We start from the raw sequence: 19,048 nt of genomic DNA, 5'->3' as shown, positions 1-19,048 counted from the left end.
TATTGAAATTTTCAGATTTAATTGCAGCAATATTTGTCGTAGGAATTGTTTTAATAATAATCATTCCTGTTCCATCTATATTATTGGATTTTTTGCTTATTTTAAATATATCGCTATCCATCATAATACTGCTTACGACAATGTATGTTAAGGATGCTATGGATTTTTCTGTTTTTCCATCAATATTGCTTATAACGACTTTGATGAGATTATCCCTTAATATTTCTTCTACTCGTTTGATTTTGACGTCTGGATTTGCAGGCAATGTGATTCATGCATTTGGAAGTTTTGTCATTGGCAATAACCCCATAGTAGGATTTATAGTGTTTATTATAATTGCAATTGTACAATTCATTGTAATAACAAAAGGTGCTGAAAGAGTGTCCGAAGTTTCCGCAAGATTTACTCTTGACGCAATGCCAGGCAAACAAATGTCAATTGATGCAGATTTAAATGCTGGAATAATAAACGACAAAGAAGCAAAAGAAAGAAGAAAGAAAATTCAGGAAGAAGCAAAGTTTTTTGGTTCAATGGATGGCGCAAGTAAATTTGTAAAGGGAGATGCCATCGTTGGAATCATAATCATGATAATAAATATAATTGCGGGATTAATCATTGGAATGACTATTAAAGGCATGGATATAAATCAAGCCATAAATACTTATACGATTTTGACTGTTGGTGATGGATTGGTAAGTCAGATTCCAGCTCTTTTAATATCGACAGCCACTGGTATCATAGTCACAAGGACCGCATCAGAGTCCAATATGGGCAACGATGTGATAATGCAGCTTATAAAAGAGCCAAGGGTTTTACAAATGACAGGTATTTTGCTTATTCTGATGGCATTTGTTCCTATGCTTCCTGCCATTCCATTGCTTATAATAGGTTCATTGTTTACATATTTGGGATTTTCAAACAGGAAGAAAAATTTAACAAATGATGAAGTTAAAAAAGATGACTTAAAAGAATTGGAAGAAATTAGAGATCCTAAAAGAGCTTACGATTTATTGCAAGTGGATCCGATTGAACTGGAATTTGGATACGAGTTGATTCCAATTGCCAGCAGTGAATTATTAGACAGAATTGTAATGATTAGAAGGCAAATTGCTTTGGATTTAGGTTTAGTCGTACCTATGGTAAGGTTGAGAGATAATATTCAGCTTAAACCAAACGAGTACATAATCAAAATAAGAGGCAACGAAGTAGGGAAAGGCGATGTGTATGTAAATAAATATTTGTGTATGCAAGTTGGCGAAATAAGCAGCGATATAAAGGGTATAAGCACGAGAGAACCGGCTTTTGGATTGCCTGCTTTATGGATTGACGATAGCGAAAAACAAAAAGCTGAAATGTTGGGATGTACAGTAGTCGATGTTCCATCTGTCATTTCTACACATCTTACAAATATCATAAAGAGGCACTCAGACGAACTTTTAGGAAGGCAGGAGGTTAAAGAGCTTTTAGATAATATAAAGCTGTCAAATCCAGCTTTGGTTGAAGAAATTGTGCCAAAATTACTAAGCTTAGGCGATATTGAGAAGGTTTTGTGTAACTTGTTAAGAGAGGAAATTTCGATTAGAGATATGGTAACTATTTTGGAAACTTTAGCTGATTATGCGCCAACTACGAAAGATACCGATGTTTTAACAGAGTATGTAAGACAATCATTAAAAAGAGCTATAACAAACAAGTATGCTAAAGACGGTAAACTCCAAGTGATAACATTGGATCCGGAGGTTGAGAGGTCAATACAAAACGCTATAAATCAGACTGAACATGGATCGTATTTAGCGCTTCCGCCTGATTCAATGCAAAAAATATTGAAGGCTGTACACAACATCATAAAAAAGATTACGATTAAGGGCGAACAGCCAATTATACTTACAGCACCAATTATACGATTCTATTTGCGAAAATTAATCGAGCAAATTTCGAAAGATATAGTCGTTTTATCGTACAATGAACTTTTGCCTAATGTAGAGGTATTTTCTGTAGGGACGGTGAAACTAAGTGAAAGTTAAGCGATATATTGCAGATAATTATCAAGATGCTTTAAAACTTATTAAAGCTGAAATGGGTAGCGATGCGGTAATATTGCAACAGAGCAGTTACAAAGAAAGAGGATTGAGAGGCCTATTTAAAAAGAAAAAAGTTGAAGTTGTAGCTGCAGTAGAAGAAAACAAAATTGATGAAAGAGATCTGTTTATTAAAGATTTGTATGAAATCAAGTCGCTTCTAAGAGAGTTTAAACATAATGAAATAAAGGATGAAAGTAAAAAAGATCTGGCCTATGAACTTGTTTCAAGAGGCGTTGATGATAAATTGTCGAAAATTCTGACTGATGGTATAAATGAGGTTTCGGATAGCAATTTAGAGACATTGCAAAAGAGAATTGTAAATTTTATTGGTCCTCCAAAGAAAATAACCGGCTTGAACGAGAAAAAACGTGCTGTTTTTATTGGACCTACAGGTGTCGGTAAAACGACGACGATTGCAAAAATTGCTTCTAATCTAATTTTGAGGGAAAAGAAAAAAGTATTGTTAATAACTGCGGATATATTTAGAATTGCTGGCGCAGAACAATTAAAAATTTATGGTGAGATTTTAGGTGTACCTGTAATGGTAGTTAACAATATTTTTGATTTAAATCGATTGGAAGGTGAAATAAGCAAATACGATGTGGTTTTGATTGATACTGCTGGAAGAAGTCATACTGATTCTAAGAAAATGCAGGAATTAAAAACCTTTTTGCAGTATGGTACCTATGACGAAGTTTATCTTTGCCTAAGCGCAGCTACAAAAAACAGCGATATTAAAAAAATTATAAAATCGTACGACTTTATAGATGAGTACAATCTTCTTTTTACTAAGTTAGATGAGACAGATAATTATAGTGTTATTTTAAATTCAATATACTACTCAAAAAAGTCTGTATCATACGTAACAGATGGTCAGATGGTACCTGATGATATTAGTTTAGCTGATAGTAAAATGATTGCACAAAATATTTTAAAGGGGAATTAACATGGATCAGGCGGAGAGGCTTAGGTATCTATTTCAACAAAACAATGCAAAAAGATGCAGAGTCATAACCGTTACAGGTGGAAAAGGAGGAACTGGGAAAACATGCATTTCTGTTAATCTATCTATAGCGCTAAAAAAGATTGGGTATAAAGTTTTAATTGTTGATGCTGATATAGGGTTTTCTAATGCAGAGATAGAGTTAGGTGTTGTGTCAAATTATACATTGTACGATGTGCTGTATGGGAACAAAAAGATCGTTGATGTCATAAATGATGGACCTGTTGGGGTGAAATTTATTTCAACAGGAGGAAATTTTGATTTAGTAAATGGCAATATAGATCTAAATGTATTTTTTAACAATATTAAAATATTAGATAATTACTTCGACTATATAATTGTTGATACTGGAGCTGGAATTAATAAAACGGTAAAAAGTTTTATAGATATGTCAGATGATGTGATAATTGTAACCACACCAGAGCCAACTGCCATAATGGATGCTTACATACTTATTAAAACAATTAATGACTTAAGCGATAAAAATTTGTATTTAATAGTTAATAAAGTTGCTAATCAAAGCGAATATGTTTCTGTTTATGAAAGGCTTAACAATGCACTTATTAACTTTTTGGGCGCTTCAATAATTAATCTTGGTTTTGTACATGAAGATGCCAAAATAAGCGAATGTATAAAAATGCAAATTCCTATTGTGCTAAAGTATCAGTATAGTAAGCCTTCAAAAGATATCGCGAAAATTGCCGAAGTCCTTACAAATTATAAGACGGATAAAAAGAAAGAAGGGCTTCTCGGAATATTTAGAAAAATGTTTTTGAATGGTGGAGGCATTAATAATGGTTAACATAAAGCCAGGGCAAAAGATCGAAATAAGTATTGGCAAAAGTAGCAACAAATATGTGTCAAAAGTTGACGATGTATCTGCAGATGGTACATTGCTTGTGGAAACGCCGATACATAATGGACACTTTGTTCCAATAAGGATTGGTTCAAAAGTTAATGTCATCTTTTTTAACAAGGATGGATTATTTACTTTTGATGGAATAGTCATAAATAGATTTTTCGGCAATTTGTCGTTTATACAATTAAAAAGGGTAACTGATATAGAGAAGTTGCAAAGAAGACAATTTTTTAGATTAGAAAAAATAATGGAATTTAAGTATAAGCTACATGAAGATGATGAGACTTTCGAGAAAGGTGTCATAAAGGATATAAGTGGCGGTGGCTTTAGGGCAAAGGTTAAGAAAAAAGTAGACGTAGGGACAGAAATAATTTGTTATGTTAAGCTAAGTAATGAAACTGATGAATTGGTCCAAAAATGTAAAGTGGTAAGGTGTAACTATTTTGATGATGGATATGAAATAGCCGCTCAATATGTCGATATACAAGATAGAGTAAGAGAAAAGATAATATCATTTATTTTTAAAGAGCAAAGACGATTAAAAAGACAGCAGATAAACTTTTAAATGTAAAAAGGAGGAAAATAGGATGGATACAAATCAATACTTAGAGATATTTTTGGAGGAATCTGAAGAACACATTGAGAGCTTAAATGAAAATCTTCTTCAGCTTGAAAAAAATCCTGAAGATTCACATATTGTAGATGAAATATTTAGATCCGCCCATACCCTAAAGGGAATGGCAGCCACAATGGGCTTTGAAAACATGACAAAATTGACTCATAAGATGGAAGATGTTTTTCAAGAAATTAGAAATAATTCATTGAAAGTTTCCAGCAATTTAATGGATGTATTGTTTAAATGCATGGATGCTTTAAGTTCTATGATTGGAAAAATATCTCAAAGTGGTGATGATGCGTATGACATTGACAATTTGCTTAAATTGTTGGAAAATGGCAATTCAAATGAGGAAATTTACGTAACCAATAATAGTGAAGAATCCAAAGCTTATACCAGCAATGAAGTGAATTTGTACGAGAAAGATATAATTGAGAAAGCAGCATCTCAAGGTTATAAAACGTATAGTATTGAAGTAGTTATTGATAAAAATTGCGTGATGAAGTCTGCAAGAGCTTTTATAGTATTTAATACATTGGATAATTTAGGCGATATTATAGATTCTAAGCCTTCAGTAGAAGATATAGAAGATGAAAAATTTGACGATAGATTTACCGTTCATTTGATTAGCAAACATGATAAAGACTTTGTAAAGTCAAAATTAACTGCAATATCAGAAATACAGGAAATAAATATCGAAGAAATATTGTATTCCAAAGAAATAAAAGATAATAAGAATTTCGAAAAGACGGTTAATACAAATAACGATGATCAAATAAAACATAATAAGACAAATAAAAGCGTTAGAGTAGATATTGAGAGATTAGACAATTTGATGAATTTAGTAAGCGAATTAATAATAATAAAAACACGGTTAGAAGGATTGGAATCAAGCGAAAAAAATCCTGACACTATTGCAACGATTGAGTATCTCGAGAGAATAACTACAAATCTTCATGATGCTGTGATGAAGGTAAGAATGGTACCAGTGGAAAGAGTTTTCAACCGTTTCCCAAGAATGGTAAGGGATTTATCTCGAGAGCTTAATAAAAAAATCACATTAAATATGTTTGGACAGGATACTGAAGTTGACAGGACTGTAATAGATGAAATAGGTGATCCATTAGTACATTTAATAAGAAATTCTATAGATCATGGTGTAGAAACACCTGAATTAAGAATGAGAAAGGGTAAACCAGAGACTGGCATTATAAATCTTAAGGCGTATCATGAAGGAAATAATGTAATAATTGAAGTAAGTGACGATGGTTCTGGTATTAACTTTGAAAAGGTGAAAAAGAAAGCTTATGAAAAAGGTATGCTATCCGATGAGGAAGCTAATGAGTTGTCAAACGAAAAATTAATAAGATTGTTATTTGAACCTGGATTCAGCACTTCTGACAAGATATCTGATATATCAGGTAGAGGGGTAGGACTTGATGTAGTTAAAAACAAAATAGAATCTTTGAACGGTTCTATAGAAGTCAAAACAGAAAAAGATAAGGGAACAAAGTTTATAATAAAATTGCCATTGACTTTGGCTATAATTCAGGCATTGTTAGTGATGGTTGGAAACGAAAAGTACGCATTCCCATTAAATTCAATATCGGAAATTGTAAACAAAAATAAGAACGAAGTGCATTTAGTACAGGGTAAGGAAGTTGTCATGTACAGAGGAAAAGTAATTCCATTGATAAGATTGCACAATATTTTAGATGTTGAGTCTAATGAAGATAATGATGAGTTTATATGTGTGATTATAAAAAAAGGTGACAATTTGGCTGCATGTAGTGTTGATGAACTTATAGGGCAGCAGGAAATAGTAATAAAACCATTAGGTAAATATTTAAGTAATGTAAAAATAATTGCTGGTGCAACAATATTGGGAGATGGGCAAGTAGCTTTAATAATAGATTCTAATAATTTATTTTAAAAGAAGAAGGAGGCGTTGCATATGAGTATGTTTGTCGTGACTAAATTAGGCGGTGAAGAATACGGAATAGAAATAGATAAAGTACAATCCATTGAAAAAATTACTAAGATAACAAGAGTTCCAAAAGCGCCTTCATTTGTAAAAGGTGTCATAAATTTGAGAGGCGAGATAATTCCTGTCATTTCAATTAGAATGTTGTTAAAATTAGACGAAGTCAATTATGACGACGATACAAGAATAGTCATCATAAAGAATAACGATATTGTAATAGGAATTATTGTAGATAATGCTAATGAAGTTGTAGAAATAAATGATGAAAGTATAGATTCGATAGATGTTAACAGTAATTTATACAAAAAGGAAAGTTTTATTGGGCGAATAGGAAAGGTAGGAAACAGGATATTGATGCTTTTTGATATAGACAAATTGACTACTCAGCAGGAAGTGAAGATATGAATATAAATAAGATAAATGAGACATACATCGATGTACTTAAAGAGCTTGGAAATATAGGCTCAGGAAACGCTATAACAGCTTTAGCATCTTTGATAGGCAAAAAAATAGATATGAAAATCCCTACTGTACGACTGATGGAATTAAACGAAGTACAGGATATATTTGGACTTGCCGACACTATTATTGTGGGAATATATTTTGATCTTGAAGGAAGTGTGAATGGCAATATTTTATTTTCTTTAGATATTGAAAGTGCTTCTTATTTGATTCAATATTTGATGGGAGTCAATGTTGGCGATGAATTTACAGAAATCGAAAAATCAGCATTAGAAGAAATAGGCAATATTATGGCAGGGAGTTATGTGTCTTCGCTGTCTACATTGACAAATTTGGACATGAAAATATCACCTCCTGCAATCAGCATTGATATGGCAGGTGCTATATTAAGTGTTCCTGCGATTAAATTTAGTGAATTATCTGATAAAATTTTGTTTATTGAGACAGAGTTTTTTGAAGGAAATAAATTAATAAAAGGCGATTTCTTTCTTATACCTGATATAGAATCATTTGATAAAATACTTAACGCACTTGGAGTTGAATTAGATGGATAATTTTACATTTAGAGTAGGAATGGCCGATGCAAGAGTTGCAAAGTGTCCAAGCAAATTGGTTACAGTCGGTCTTGGGTCATGTGTGGGTATTGTCCTATATGACAAAGTAAGTAAAATATCTGGGCTTGTCCACATTATGTTGCCATATAGCGATCAAAGTAAAAACAACTCAAATAAACTTAAATTTGCCGATACAGGTATCACAGCATTGATAGATATGATGTTAGAGTTAGGTGCTGACAGAAAGTACATAATAAGTAAAATAGCAGGTGGCGCTCAAATGTTTGCAACAAAGGCAAACTTGGATATTATGAATATAGGTGCCCGCAATGTAATTGCTACTAAAGAAGTTTTATCGTCTTTAAACATACCATTGGTTTCAGAAGATACAGGTGGTAATTATGGTCGTACAATTGAATTTGACTGCGAAAGTGGCAAGCTGTTAATTAAAACAATCGGACATGGTGTAAAATTTATTTAGGGTAGGAAAGGAATGTTTAAAAATGTCTCTACTCGAACAAGACTTATGGGATAAATATGAAAAGCAAAAAGACGGAAGTTCCAAGGAAGACATCATAATCAAATATATGCCACTTGTTAAGCATATAGTCAAGAGAATTTGCTTGTCAGAATTAAGCAAAGAAGATACTGATGATCTTATAAGCCAAGGAATGATTGGGTTAATCGATGCAGTTAATAAATATGATGTTTCAAAGGGTGTAAAGTTTGAGACATATGCGTCGATAAGAATAAAGGGAGAGATAATTGATTATTTAAGAAAAAAAGACTGGATTCCGAGAAGTCTAAAAAAACGATATAAAAGCATTGAAAAAACAATTGAACAATTAGAACAGGAATACAAAAGAGAACCTACTATTGAAGAAATTATGGAGGCAACAAAGTTATCAAAAAATGACGTTTTAAAGACTTTAAGTTATATGAATGCGGGTTACATAAGTTCTTTAGATGAAGTGATTGAGAACAATTTGAAAATTACTTCAATTACAGACAACGAAGTTACAAATCCTGAAAATGAAGTAATGATGTTTGACTTGAAGCAGAATATTTCTAAGGCTATTGATACGCTACAGGAAAAAGAAAGATTGATTATTTCATTGTATTACTATGAGGATTTGAACTATAAAGAAATTAGTAAAATAATGGGATTGACGGAATCTAGAATATCACAAATTCATTCAAAAGCCATAAAAAAGTTAAAGGAAAAGCTAAGTGACTTGCTGTAACTAATAAAAATTTGGGGGCATTTATATGTGTGATTTAAAATATTCTTGCAAATTGGAAATATCGTCGGACAAAATGGCCGCATTTTTAATAGTTGAAAATATTTCAAACGATGGTATTGTTTTGAATAAAGATAATATTTACGAGCTTTTAAGATCTCATAACGTAGTTTTTGGGATAATTGAAAATGTCATCGATAAAATTTGCAAGTCCCCCAATATTAACGAACGTTATTTAATTGCACAAGGTAAAAAGCCTATAAATGGGAAAGATGGACGTGTTGAGTATTTAATCGATTTTGAGAGCAATGCTGAACCAAAAGTGCTTGAAGATGGAAGAGTGGATTATAAAGAGCTGCAAATATTTAAAAGTGTGAAAAAGGATGAAATCATAGCCCGAAAGGTAGATCCTGAAGACGGTATAGACGGTATGAACGTAAATGGAGAAATAGTCAAAGCAAATAAAGGCAAAGAAGCAAAATTGCCATTAGGCAAAAACACATATATTAATGATGGATGTCTTTATTCCTCTATTGATGGACATATTTCTAAAAAAGATCAAAAAGTAAATGTAAATCCTATAATTGAGTTAAAAGATGTCAATGCTTCGACAGGAAATGTCAGAACTTTTGCAAGCATTAAAATCTATAACAACATAAGTTCTGGTTATAAGATAGAAAGCGATGGAGATGTGGAAATATATGGTGTTGTAGAAGGTTCTACAATATCTGCGAAAGGAAATGTAATAATTCATAAAGGCATTCAAGGCAATGGTAAGGCAAAAATTATCTCAGGGGGGAAAGTTGTATCGAAGTATTTACAAAATTGTGAAGTAATAGCTGAAGATGATGTCGTAAGTGAAGCCATAATGTACAGCACAGTGAAGACAAATAGTTGTGTTAAGTTAATTGGAAACAAAGGTGTAATCGTTGGCAGTGTAGTTATAGCAACACGAGAAATAGAAGCAATAAACGTTGGTTCTAAAATGTTTGTACATACTGAGTTAATAGTCGGAGAACCACCTGAAAAGAGAAAGAGAAAAGAAGAAATATCTAAAAAAATATCTGAAAATGAAAAATCCATAGACGGATTAAATAAAATCGTTTCATATTTAACGAAATTAGGTGTGCCGGATGATAAAAGAGCCATTTATGAAAAAACTCTTAAGTCTTTGTTACAGTTGGAAGCTGAGAATAAGTCCTTGTTGGATGAATATAGAGAATTAAATTCAAATAATGATGAATCATTTGGTATAATTAAAGTATATGATACGGTTTATCCGGGAACAAAAATAACTATAGACGATGTATCTAGAAAGATAAAAGAGCCTGTAAAATATGTTACTTTTATGAGAAATGGTGCGGATATAGACATATTGCCAATAGGGTAAGGGGGAATGTATATGTCGGTAAATCCGATAGATTTACAGGTAGCAATTCCTAAAATGGTGGATGTAAGTAATATAAAACAGATTGAAATTCAAAGACCAGATGTATTTGTTGGTCAATTCATGGAGATGATAAATAATGAAAATGAGATAAAAAAAAGCAGGACAAACAAAATCAACGAATCAAATAAATTGTCAACTAAGAAAGATAAAAATAGAATGGAAGGGAAATCATCTCAAAAAGAAAGAAAAAAATTTTTATTAGGGCATGTGGATATAAAAATTTAAAATCGTATTGACAAAAATATCATAATATAATATATTAATCAGTGGATAACACACGTTCAAAGATCATAAAACTGGTGCCATAATGGTTGTTTTGTGAGATGACTTGAACGGAGGAATAACCAGGAGGTGAGAATATGTCAGTTATATCAATGAAACAATTATTAGAAGCAGGTGTACATTTCGGTCATCAAACAAGAAGATGGAATCCTAAGATGGCTCCTTATATTTTTACCGAGAGAAATGGAATATATATTATAGATCTTCAAAAAACGGTAAAAAAGATAGAGGAAGCATACGATTTTATAAAAGAGGTTGTTTCGAATGATGGTACTGTCTTATTTGTAGGTACAAAGAAACAAGCCCAGGATTCTGTTAAAGAAGAAGCAGAAAGATGCGGAATGTACTATGTAAATCAAAGATGGCTTGGCGGAATGTTGACAAATTACAAGACAATTAGAAGCAGGGTTGAAAGACTTAAAGAGTTAAAGAAGATGGAAGAGGATGGCACATTTGAAGTTTTACCCAAAAAAGAGGTTATAAAGCTTAGAAAAGAAAAGGAAAAACTTCAAAAGTATTTAGGTGGAATAGAAAACATGAATAGTCTTCCATCGGTACTTTTTGTGGTTGATCCTAAGAAAGAAGCAATTGCCATCGCTGAAGCTAAAAATCTCGATATTCCTATCGTTGCAATTGTTGATACAAATTGTGATCCTGAAGAAGTAGATTATCCTATACCGGGCAACGATGATGCGATTCGTGCGGTAAAATTAATAGCTTCAAAAATAGCTGATGCTGTAATTGAGGCTAAACAGGGTGAACAATTAACTGCGGTTGAAGAGTAATTTTGAATGGTAAGGAATTTTCATCCTTACCATAAATTATATTAGGATGGAGGTAAGATTATATGATTTCTGCACAACAAGTTAAAGAACTTAGAGAGCGTACTGGGGCAGGCATGATGGATTGCAAAAGAGCGCTTACTGATTCTAATGGTGATATTGAAAAAGCAATTGATATATTAAGAGAAAGAGGATTAGCAGCCGCTGCTAAAAAGGCTGGCAGAGTTGCAAATGAAGGATTAGTAGAATCGTACATTCATGGTGGTGGCAGAATTGGTGTTCTTGTTGAAGTAAATTGTGAAACAGATTTTGTCGCCAATACAGATGATTTTAAAACTTTTGTAAAAGAAATATGCATGCAAATCGCTGCAGCAAATCCGCAGTACATAAAAAGAGAAGATGTACCACAAGAAGTTATTGAAAAAGAAAGGGAAATTTTAAAGGCACAATCATTAAATGAAGGTAAACCAGCTCAAGTGATTGACAGAATAATTGAAGGAAGACTCGAAAAATTCTATAAAGAAAATTGCCTATTAGAACAATTGTATATAAGAGATGATAGCAAGACGATAAAAGACTTATTAAATGAATTGATTGCTAAACTTGGTGAAAATATAATAATAAGAAGATTTGTGAGATTTGAAAGAGGAGAAGGTATTGAAAATTCTCAAGAAGAAGAATAAAATTAAATAGGCAACCAAAATAGGACACGGTTGTGTCCTATTTTTAATAGTTTTCATGAAGGATTTTTAATATTTTTATAGAATAATAAAATGAGGTGTTTTAATGTCTGTGAAATACAAACGAATAATATTAAAAATTTCAGGAGAAGCTTTGTCTGGCAGCACAGGTTACGGTATCGATTTTGAAACTGTAAATTTAATTGCTGATCAAATAAAAGAAGTAAAAGAAATGGGCGTTCAAATAGGCGTTGTAATTGGAGGTGGTAATATATGGAGGGGTAGAGAAGGAGTAGGAATGGATAGGACTACCGCTGATCATATGGGAATGCTTGCTACAGTCATTAATTCTCTTGCTTTGCAAGATGCTCTAGAGCGAAGAGGCGTAGAAACGAGGGTTCAAACTGCCATTGAGATGAGGCAGATTGCTGAACCGTATATTCGACGGAGGGCAATAAGGCATCTTGAAAAAGGAAGGGTTGTGATTTTTGCAGCTGGCACTGGTAATCCTTTCTTCTCTACCGATACGACAGCATCTTTAAGAGCTGCTGAGATAGATGCGGAAGTGATTCTTCTTGCTAAGAAAGTAGATGGAGTCTACGATAAGGACCCTGTTAAACATAAAGATGCTACCAAGTTTGATAAGTTGACATATCTTGATGTGCTTAACAGAGGACTTGGGGTGATGGACTCTACAGCAACTTCTCTATGTATGGACAATAATATTCCAATTATCGTGTTTAATTTAACTGTACCAGGAAACATTAAGAATGTGATAATGGGCCAAAAAATAGGAACGATTGTCAAGGAGGGATAGCGATGGATGATTTGTTAAAAAGCACTGAAGAAAAAATGAAAAAGTCAATTGCAGTTTTAAAAAATGAATTGATGTCTATAAGGGCTGGCAGGGCTAATCCTGCACTTTTAGACAGAATATCAATTGACTACTATGGTACCATGACTCCAATAAATAAGTTAGCAACAATTACGGCACCAGAACCAAAGATTATAATTATTCAACCGTGGGACACATCCAAAATATCTGAAATTGAAAAAGCAATTCAAAAATCAGATTTAAACATTAATCCTACTTCTGATGGCAAAATAATCAGATTAGTTTTTCCTGATTTGACAGAAGAGAGAAGGAAAGAGCTTGTTAAATTAGTTCATAAAAAAGGTGAAGAAGCTAAGGTCGCAGTGAGGCAGATTAGAAGAGATGCCAATGATGCTATTAAAAAGATGGATAAAAATGGTGAGATTTCGGAAGATGAAAAATTAAAAAGCGAAGAAAATGTACAAAAACTTACGGATAAGTATATTAAGGAAATAGACAAAATTTTGGAGCAGAAGGAAAAGGAGATAATGGAGATTTGATCGATATTATTGGATACGATATTGAAGCGGCTAAGAAGATTTTAGAAAAAAATAATGTTCAATACAATATAATATTTACCAAGCCTACTAAAAAATATAGAGGATATCAGAGACGCGTCTTAAAAACGATGTTTGAAGATGGTATATTATCAGTTATAGTAGCTGAATTTTAACCCCCTCACATGAGGGGGTATTGCCCATATTATAAGGAGGAAATTTAATGGGGTTTATCAAAAAACGACAAAAAAATTTTGATGAGGAGATAGAGAAAAAACTTGATAAAAACAATGTTCCAAAGCATGTGGCAATAATAATGGATGGAAATGGTAGATGGGCGAAAAAGAGAGGTTTCATAAGAACACTTGGACATAGGGCTGGTATGGAAGCTGTAAGGCGAATTGTTAAAGCATCATCTGAAATCGGAATTAAGTATCTGACTTTATACGCATTTTCGACAGAAAATTGGAAAAGGCCTGTAGATGAAGTTAATGGATTGATGGACTTACTTATAGAGTATTTAGGTCGCGAAGTAAATGAATTGAATGAAAACAATGTGAAATTAAACTTTATTGGCGATTTATCAATGATACCTGAAAAATGTAGAATCAAGATAAAAGAGTCCGAGGAAATAACTAAAAACAATACTGGTCTTACTTTAAATATTGCCTTAAATTATGGTGGTAGAAGTGAAATAGTTAGAGCATTTAAAATGATAGGCAGTTCTTTATTGAGCGGCAAAATTGATTTAAATGACATTGATGAAAATGTTATTGCTGATAATTTATATACATCAGGACAACCAGACCCTGATTTGATTATAAGACCAAGCGGAGAATTGCGAATTAGCAATTTTATGCTTTGGCAGTCTGCATACTCCGAATTATGGTTTTCTGATGTCTTATGGCCAGATTTTGAAAAAAAGCACCTTTTACAGGCTATATTTGATTACCAAAAGCGAAATAGACGTTTTGGTGGCATATGAATTAAGGAGTTGAATCTATGTTAAAAAAAAGGATATTTAGTGCGGTAATAGGGCTTCCTTTGGTTTTTGCGGCATTAATCATGGGGGGCTGGTATCTTAGGCTTTTTTTAGTAGCTATCAGTCTTATTGGATTGTACGAGTTTTACGCGGTGTTTAAAAATACAGAAATAAAGCCTATAAATTTTATGGGCTATGTGGCTGTTTTATTTTTTTATATTTTTGGCTATACCTATGATTCTATAGATCTTTTTGTGATTTTGTCTGTAGTAATATTTTCTATCCCAGTTGTACTTCATAGATATAATTTGAAAGATACTTCCATAACAATTATGGGAATCATATATGTCATTTTTTTCTCGTACATAGGGAAAATAAGGGATATTAAAGACGGTTACTTGCTTGTATGGCTTATATTTATCATTTCTTGGCTGACAGATACTTTTGCATATTTCATAGGTAAACGCATCGGTAAAAATAAATTATGTCCATCAATTAGTCCTAACAAGACTTTTGAAGGTTCGGTTGGTGGAGTAATAGGTTCGTTGTTAGGGTGCCTTTTGTTTACATATTTATTTAGAGGAAAGCTAGAAATAAATTATTATTATATCATCTTTTTAAGCGTTATAGGCAGCATAGTAGCTCAAATAGGTGATCTTTTTGCGTCGTTTATAAAACGAAATTGCAACACGAAAGATTTTAGCAAAATTATTCCTGGGCATGGCGGGATATTGGATAGATTTGATAGTATTCTTTTCGTATCTCCTTGTATTTACATATTTTTCACGTATTTAAACAGATGAAAGGAGCTAAACATGAAAAATATTGTCGTTTTAGGTTCTACAGGTTCGATTGGAACTCAAACACTTGATGTGGTAAGGAAATCAAAAGAATTTCGTGTTATAGGACTTACATGTTATAATAATATTGATCTTATAAAGCAACAAATTGATGAATTTAAACCGCAATTTGTTGCTGTTAAGGATGAATCGTCTGCAAAAAAGTTAAAAGAAATTGTGGACACTAATACAGTGATTCTCTCTGGTGATGATGGAATAAACGAGGTAGCTTCTCTTTCAAATGTTCAGACTGTTGTTGTGGCCATTGAAGGCATAGCAGCGCTTATTCCTACTATAAAGGCGATTGAAACAGGGCATAACATTGCACTTGCTAATAAAGAATGTTTAGTCACTGGTGGGCACATAATTAAGAAACTGGCAATTGAAAAAAACATAAATATATTTCCTGTTGACAGTGAACACAATGCGATTTACCAATGTATTCAATCTGGAAAAAAAGAATTTGTAAATAAATTGATTATAACTGCATCTGGAGGACCCTTTAGAGGAAAAACATTAAGCGATTTAAAATCCGTGACAGTTGAAGAAGCTTTAAATCATCCTAATTGGAAGATGGGCAAAAAAATAACAATCGATTCTGCCACACTTATGAATAAAGGGTTTGAGGTAATAGAAGCTAAATGGCTTTTTGATGTGCCATTAGAAAAAATAGAAGTTGTTGTGCATAAAGAAAGCATAATCCATTCAATGGTAGAGTTTATTGATGGAAGCATTATTGCAGAAATGGCTACTGCCGATATGAGGATACCGATACAGTACGCTTTAAATTTCCCCAACAGGGTATACGTGGAAGGTGTACGATATTTAGATATTGCCAAGATTGGAAGTCTATCATTTGAAAAACCAGATGTTAATACTTTTAGATGCCTCCAACTGGCATATGATGCATTGGAAGAAGGCGGAACAATGACAACAGTTTTAAATACAGCAGATGAAGTAGCAGTTCAATTGTTTTTAGAAAGAGTAATTTCGTTTAATGATATTCCTTATATAATAGAAAAATATATGAATAATCATAAAAACATCATTAATCCTGAATTAAATGATATAATAGAAGTAGATAAAGAAATAAGGGAAAAAATTAAGCGTGAATATATGAGGTGATAGGTAAGTGGTATTTTTTTATGTTGTTATAAGTGTAATTGTATTGGGCATTTTAGTTACGATTCATGAATTTGGACATTTTATAGTAGCAAAATTGTCTGGCACAAAAGTTAATGAATTTGCTATTGGTTTTGGGCCGAAGATATTTTCAAAAAAACATGGTGAAACAGAATATTCGTTTAGATTAATGCTTTTTGGTGGTTTTTGTGCTTTAGCAGGTGAAGATGAAATGTCTAATGATAAAAGAGCTGTAACCAATAAACCTTGGTACACAAGGCTTGGCATTTTTGCGGCTGGTCCTTTGATGAATATATTATTAACTTTTATAATTTTAATTATGGTTTTCTATTTTGTTGGAAGTCCAGTTCCAATTGTCAGTTCTACCATAAGTGGTTATCCTGCAGAAAAGGCTGGTATAAAGCCGGGAGATGAAATAGTGATGGTAAACAATACTAAAATAAATGATTGGACTACATTGCAGAACATTATAAATTCAAACAATGGAGTAAAATTAAATTTTACAATTAAAAGGGGAAATGTTACTTTAAAAAAGTCTGTTATACCGATAGTTGACAAAAACACTGCAAAGCCAATGATAGGTATAGTACCACAGTATCGAAGGTCTTTAGTATTAGCTGTCGATAGCGGCGTAAAACAAACTATTTATTTTTCAAAAATGATAATTTTATCTCTTTACATGTTAATAACTGGTAAAGTTTCAACAAATGATTTGATGGGGCCAGTTGGTATAGTTCAAGCTATTGGCACAGAGGCAAAATCTGGCATACTGAATTTAATGGCATTTACTGCACTTATAAGCGTAAATTTAGGGTTGTTTAACTTACTGCCGTTTCCAGCATTAGATGGTGGTAGGATTCTATTCGTGCTGATAGAAAAAATTAGAGGAAAACCTGTCGATCCCGAAAAAGAAGGATTTGTCCATTATATAGGTTTTATGTTGCTTATTGCGCTTATACTTTTTGCTACATATAAAGATTTGGTTAGGATAAATATTTTAAAATAATAGGTGATAAACTTTATGAGGAAAAAAACAAAAGAAATAAAAATAGGAAGTGTACGTATAGGTGGAGAAAACCCGATTGCAATACAGTCCATGACTAATACTGACACAAGAGATGTAAAAAAAACCGTGCACCAAATTAAAGAACTTGAAAGTGTTGGTTGTGATATTGTACGTGTAGCTGTCCTTGATGTTGTTGCTGCAAAAGCCATTGAAGAAATAAAAAAAGAAATTGATATCCCTATTGTTGCCGACATACATTTTGATTATAGATTAGCTTTAGAAGCTATTAAGCATGGGGCGGATAAAATCAGGATAAATCCAGGCAATATTGGTGGAGATGATAAGCTTAAAGCAGTAGTAGATGCTGCTAAAGATGCAGGAATTCCCATAAGAGTAGGTGTAAATTCTGGTTCATTGGAAAGGGACATTTTAAATAAATATGGTGGTGTAACAGCGGATGGAATTGTTGAAAGTGCACTTAAAAGTGTATCTCTGTTAGAAAAATGCGGTTTTTACGATATAGTGGTATCTTTAAAGACCACTAATGTACCGTTGACAATTGAGTCGTATAAGATTATTTCTGAAAAGATAGATTATCCCCTTCATGTTGGCATTACGGAGGCCGGAACAATTTTTTCAGGAACTATAAAATCTGCTGTCGGGATTGGTACGCTACTGTATCTGGGTATTGGAGATACAATAAGAGTATCTTTGACGGGTAATCCTATTGAGGAAGTAAGAGTTGGAAAACAAATATTAAAATCTTTAGGATTATCAAAAGGAGGCGTAGAAATAATTTCCTGCCCAACATGTGGAAGGACCAAAATTGATCTGATAGAATTGGCTCAAAAAGTTGAAAAAGCAACGGCAAATATAAAGCAAGACATAAAAGTTGCTGTAATGGGATGTGCAGTCAACGGTCCAGGCGAAGCTAAAGAAGCAGATATAGGAATAGCCGGGGGAATTGGAGAAGGTCTTATTTTTAAAAAGGGAAAGATTATTAAAAAAGTATCAGAAGATAAGCTTTTTGATGAATTTATTAAGGAACTTAACGATATACTGAAGGAGAAATCATTATGATATCTGTAATTATTCCCGCATATAATGAAGGAAAAAATATAAAAGATGTTTTAAAAGTATTGGAAAAAATCAATATTATTGATGAAACGATAGTCGTAAATGATGGTTCAACAGATGATACTGAAAAAGTCGTTTCTCTTTTTAACGTGAAGCTTATAAATTTGAAAACAAATTTAGGGAAAGGTGCTGCTCTAAAAAGGGGTATTCAAGCTGCTAATGGAGATATCTTAGTTTTGCTTGATGCAGATCTTATAGGTTTTACTCCTGAGCATTTTAACAAATTAGTAAAACCTGTTTTGGATAATAAGTGCGATATGGCAGTTGGTATATTTTCATCTGGAAGGAAAAGAACTGATTTGGCACAAAAAATAGCTCCATTTTTGTCAGGACAGCGTACTTTAAAAAAAGATGTTCTTATAGATTTTATAAATAATAGTGATGTAGACATTTTAAAATATGGAATAGAAGTAGCGCTTACGAAATATGCCAAAAAAAAACATTTAAGAGTGCAGCATGTGCAGTTAGAAAATATGACGCATGTAATGAAAGAAGAAAAGTTGGGCTTCATTAAAGGTTTTAAAGCTAGGCTAATGATGTATAAAGACATTTTAAAGGTATGGATGTAAGGAGTGC

22 protein-coding genes are annotated in these 19,048 nt (G+C 32.7%); all 22 read left to right on the top strand.

Going from position 1 to position 19,048, the window contains the following annotated elements:
- Positions 1 to 2 precede the first annotated feature (2 nt).
- Entirely contained in the window at positions 3 to 2,024 is a 2,022-nt protein-coding gene (gene flhA, locus HNR52_RS03270; RefSeq protein ID WP_435619691.1) for a flagellar biosynthesis protein FlhA, read from the top strand.
- The gene (locus tag HNR52_RS03265) at positions 2,014 to 3,027 is read left to right on the top strand and encodes a flagellar biosynthesis protein FlhF (protein WP_013788086.1); all 1,014 of its coding nucleotides are present in this window, start codon (positions 2,014 to 2,016) and stop codon (positions 3,025 to 3,027) included. Before flhA ends, HNR52_RS03265 begins: the two co-directional genes overlap by 11 nt.
- A 1-nt stretch (position 3,028) precedes the next feature.
- Positions 3,029 to 3,886: a MinD/ParA family ATP-binding protein gene (locus HNR52_RS03260; protein ID WP_013788085.1), complete on the top strand. Its 858-nt coding sequence runs from the start codon at positions 3,029 to 3,031 to the stop codon at positions 3,884 to 3,886.
- Positions 3,879 to 4,508, top strand: coding sequence for a flagellar brake protein (locus HNR52_RS03255; RefSeq protein ID WP_435619690.1), 630 nt, complete (start codon positions 3,879 to 3,881; stop codon positions 4,506 to 4,508). The genes HNR52_RS03260 and HNR52_RS03255 overlap by 8 nt, the downstream gene beginning before the upstream one ends.
- A gap of 22 nt (positions 4,509 to 4,530) precedes the next feature.
- The gene (locus HNR52_RS03250; protein ID WP_013788083.1) at positions 4,531 to 6,492 is read left to right on the top strand and encodes a chemotaxis protein CheA; all 1,962 of its coding nucleotides are present in this window, start codon (positions 4,531 to 4,533) and stop codon (positions 6,490 to 6,492) included.
- A gap of 21 nt (positions 6,493 to 6,513) precedes the next feature.
- On the top strand, positions 6,514 to 6,948 hold the full coding sequence (locus HNR52_RS03245) for a chemotaxis protein CheW (RefSeq protein ID WP_013788082.1): 435 nt from the start codon (positions 6,514 to 6,516) through the stop codon (positions 6,946 to 6,948).
- Positions 6,945 to 7,559 (top strand): chemotaxis protein CheC, encoded by a 615-nt coding sequence (locus tag HNR52_RS03240; RefSeq protein ID WP_013788081.1) that lies wholly within the window; start codon positions 6,945 to 6,947, stop codon positions 7,557 to 7,559. Before HNR52_RS03245 ends, HNR52_RS03240 begins: the two co-directional genes overlap by 4 nt.
- On the top strand, positions 7,552 to 8,040 hold the full coding sequence (locus tag HNR52_RS03235; RefSeq protein ID WP_013788080.1) for a chemotaxis protein CheD: 489 nt from the start codon (positions 7,552 to 7,554) through the stop codon (positions 8,038 to 8,040). Before HNR52_RS03240 ends, HNR52_RS03235 begins: the two co-directional genes overlap by 8 nt.
- A 22-nt stretch (positions 8,041 to 8,062) precedes the next feature.
- Positions 8,063 to 8,803, top strand: coding sequence for a sigma-70 family RNA polymerase sigma factor (locus HNR52_RS03230; RefSeq protein ID WP_013788079.1), 741 nt, complete (start codon positions 8,063 to 8,065; stop codon positions 8,801 to 8,803).
- Positions 8,804 to 8,828: 25 nt separating this feature from the next.
- Positions 8,829 to 10,190 carry a flagellar assembly protein A gene (locus tag HNR52_RS03225; RefSeq protein WP_013788078.1) on the top strand — a complete coding sequence of 454 codons (1,362 nt, stop codon included), beginning with the start codon at positions 8,829 to 8,831 and terminating at the stop codon, positions 10,188 to 10,190.
- A gap of 12 nt (positions 10,191 to 10,202) precedes the next feature.
- Complete coding sequence (locus tag HNR52_RS03220) at positions 10,203 to 10,475, top strand: hypothetical protein (RefSeq protein ID WP_013788077.1); 273 nt, start codon at positions 10,203 to 10,205, stop codon at positions 10,473 to 10,475.
- Between the two features lie 134 nt (positions 10,476 to 10,609).
- Positions 10,610 to 11,317, top strand: coding sequence for a 30S ribosomal protein S2 (gene rpsB / locus HNR52_RS03215; protein ID WP_013788076.1), 708 nt, complete (start codon positions 10,610 to 10,612; stop codon positions 11,315 to 11,317).
- Between the two features lie 62 nt (positions 11,318 to 11,379).
- Positions 11,380 to 11,997 carry a translation elongation factor Ts gene (gene tsf, locus HNR52_RS03210; RefSeq protein WP_013788075.1) on the top strand — a complete coding sequence of 206 codons (618 nt, stop codon included), beginning with the start codon at positions 11,380 to 11,382 and terminating at the stop codon, positions 11,995 to 11,997.
- Positions 11,998 to 12,100: 103 nt separating this feature from the next.
- On the top strand, positions 12,101 to 12,811 hold the full coding sequence (gene pyrH / locus HNR52_RS03205) for a UMP kinase (protein ID WP_013788074.1): 711 nt from the start codon (positions 12,101 to 12,103) through the stop codon (positions 12,809 to 12,811).
- Positions 12,812 to 12,813: 2 nt separating this feature from the next.
- Entirely contained in the window at positions 12,814 to 13,368 is a 555-nt protein-coding gene (gene frr / locus HNR52_RS03200; RefSeq protein ID WP_013788073.1) for a ribosome recycling factor, read from the top strand.
- The gene (locus HNR52_RS03195; RefSeq protein WP_013788072.1) at positions 13,365 to 13,541 is read left to right on the top strand and encodes a hypothetical protein; all 177 of its coding nucleotides are present in this window, start codon (positions 13,365 to 13,367) and stop codon (positions 13,539 to 13,541) included. Before frr ends, HNR52_RS03195 begins: the two co-directional genes overlap by 4 nt.
- 47 nt (positions 13,542 to 13,588) lie before the next feature.
- Positions 13,589 to 14,350 (top strand): undecaprenyl pyrophosphate synthase, encoded by a 762-nt coding sequence (gene uppS, locus HNR52_RS03190; RefSeq protein WP_013788071.1) that lies wholly within the window; start codon positions 13,589 to 13,591, stop codon positions 14,348 to 14,350.
- Positions 14,351 to 14,367: 17 nt separating this feature from the next.
- Positions 14,368 to 15,150 carry a phosphatidate cytidylyltransferase gene (locus tag HNR52_RS03185; RefSeq protein ID WP_013788070.1) on the top strand — a complete coding sequence of 261 codons (783 nt, stop codon included), beginning with the start codon at positions 14,368 to 14,370 and terminating at the stop codon, positions 15,148 to 15,150.
- Between the two features lie 12 nt (positions 15,151 to 15,162).
- A complete protein-coding gene (gene dxr, locus HNR52_RS03180) occupies positions 15,163 to 16,311 on the top strand; it encodes a 1-deoxy-D-xylulose-5-phosphate reductoisomerase (protein ID WP_013788069.1) in 1,149 nt (382 codons plus the stop codon).
- Between the two features lie 7 nt (positions 16,312 to 16,318).
- Entirely contained in the window at positions 16,319 to 17,335 is a 1,017-nt protein-coding gene (gene rseP / locus HNR52_RS03175) for an RIP metalloprotease RseP (protein WP_013788068.1), read from the top strand.
- 15 nt (positions 17,336 to 17,350) lie between these two features.
- Positions 17,351 to 18,415: a flavodoxin-dependent (E)-4-hydroxy-3-methylbut-2-enyl-diphosphate synthase gene (gene ispG, locus HNR52_RS03170; protein WP_013788067.1), complete on the top strand. Its 1,065-nt coding sequence runs from the start codon at positions 17,351 to 17,353 to the stop codon at positions 18,413 to 18,415.
- A complete protein-coding gene (locus HNR52_RS03165) occupies positions 18,412 to 19,041 on the top strand; it encodes a glycosyltransferase family 2 protein (RefSeq protein ID WP_013788066.1) in 630 nt (209 codons plus the stop codon). The genes ispG and HNR52_RS03165 overlap by 4 nt, the downstream gene beginning before the upstream one ends.
- The last annotated feature ends 7 nt before the right edge of the window (positions 19,042 to 19,048 follow it).

This window comes from Thermoanaerobacterium thermosulfurigenes (genome assembly GCF_051201035.1).
In the GTDB taxonomy this organism is placed as follows: Bacteria; Bacillota; Thermoanaerobacteria; order Thermoanaerobacterales; family Thermoanaerobacteraceae; genus Thermoanaerobacterium; species Thermoanaerobacterium thermosulfurigenes.
This window is presented reverse-complemented; position numbering and strand designations above follow the sequence as displayed.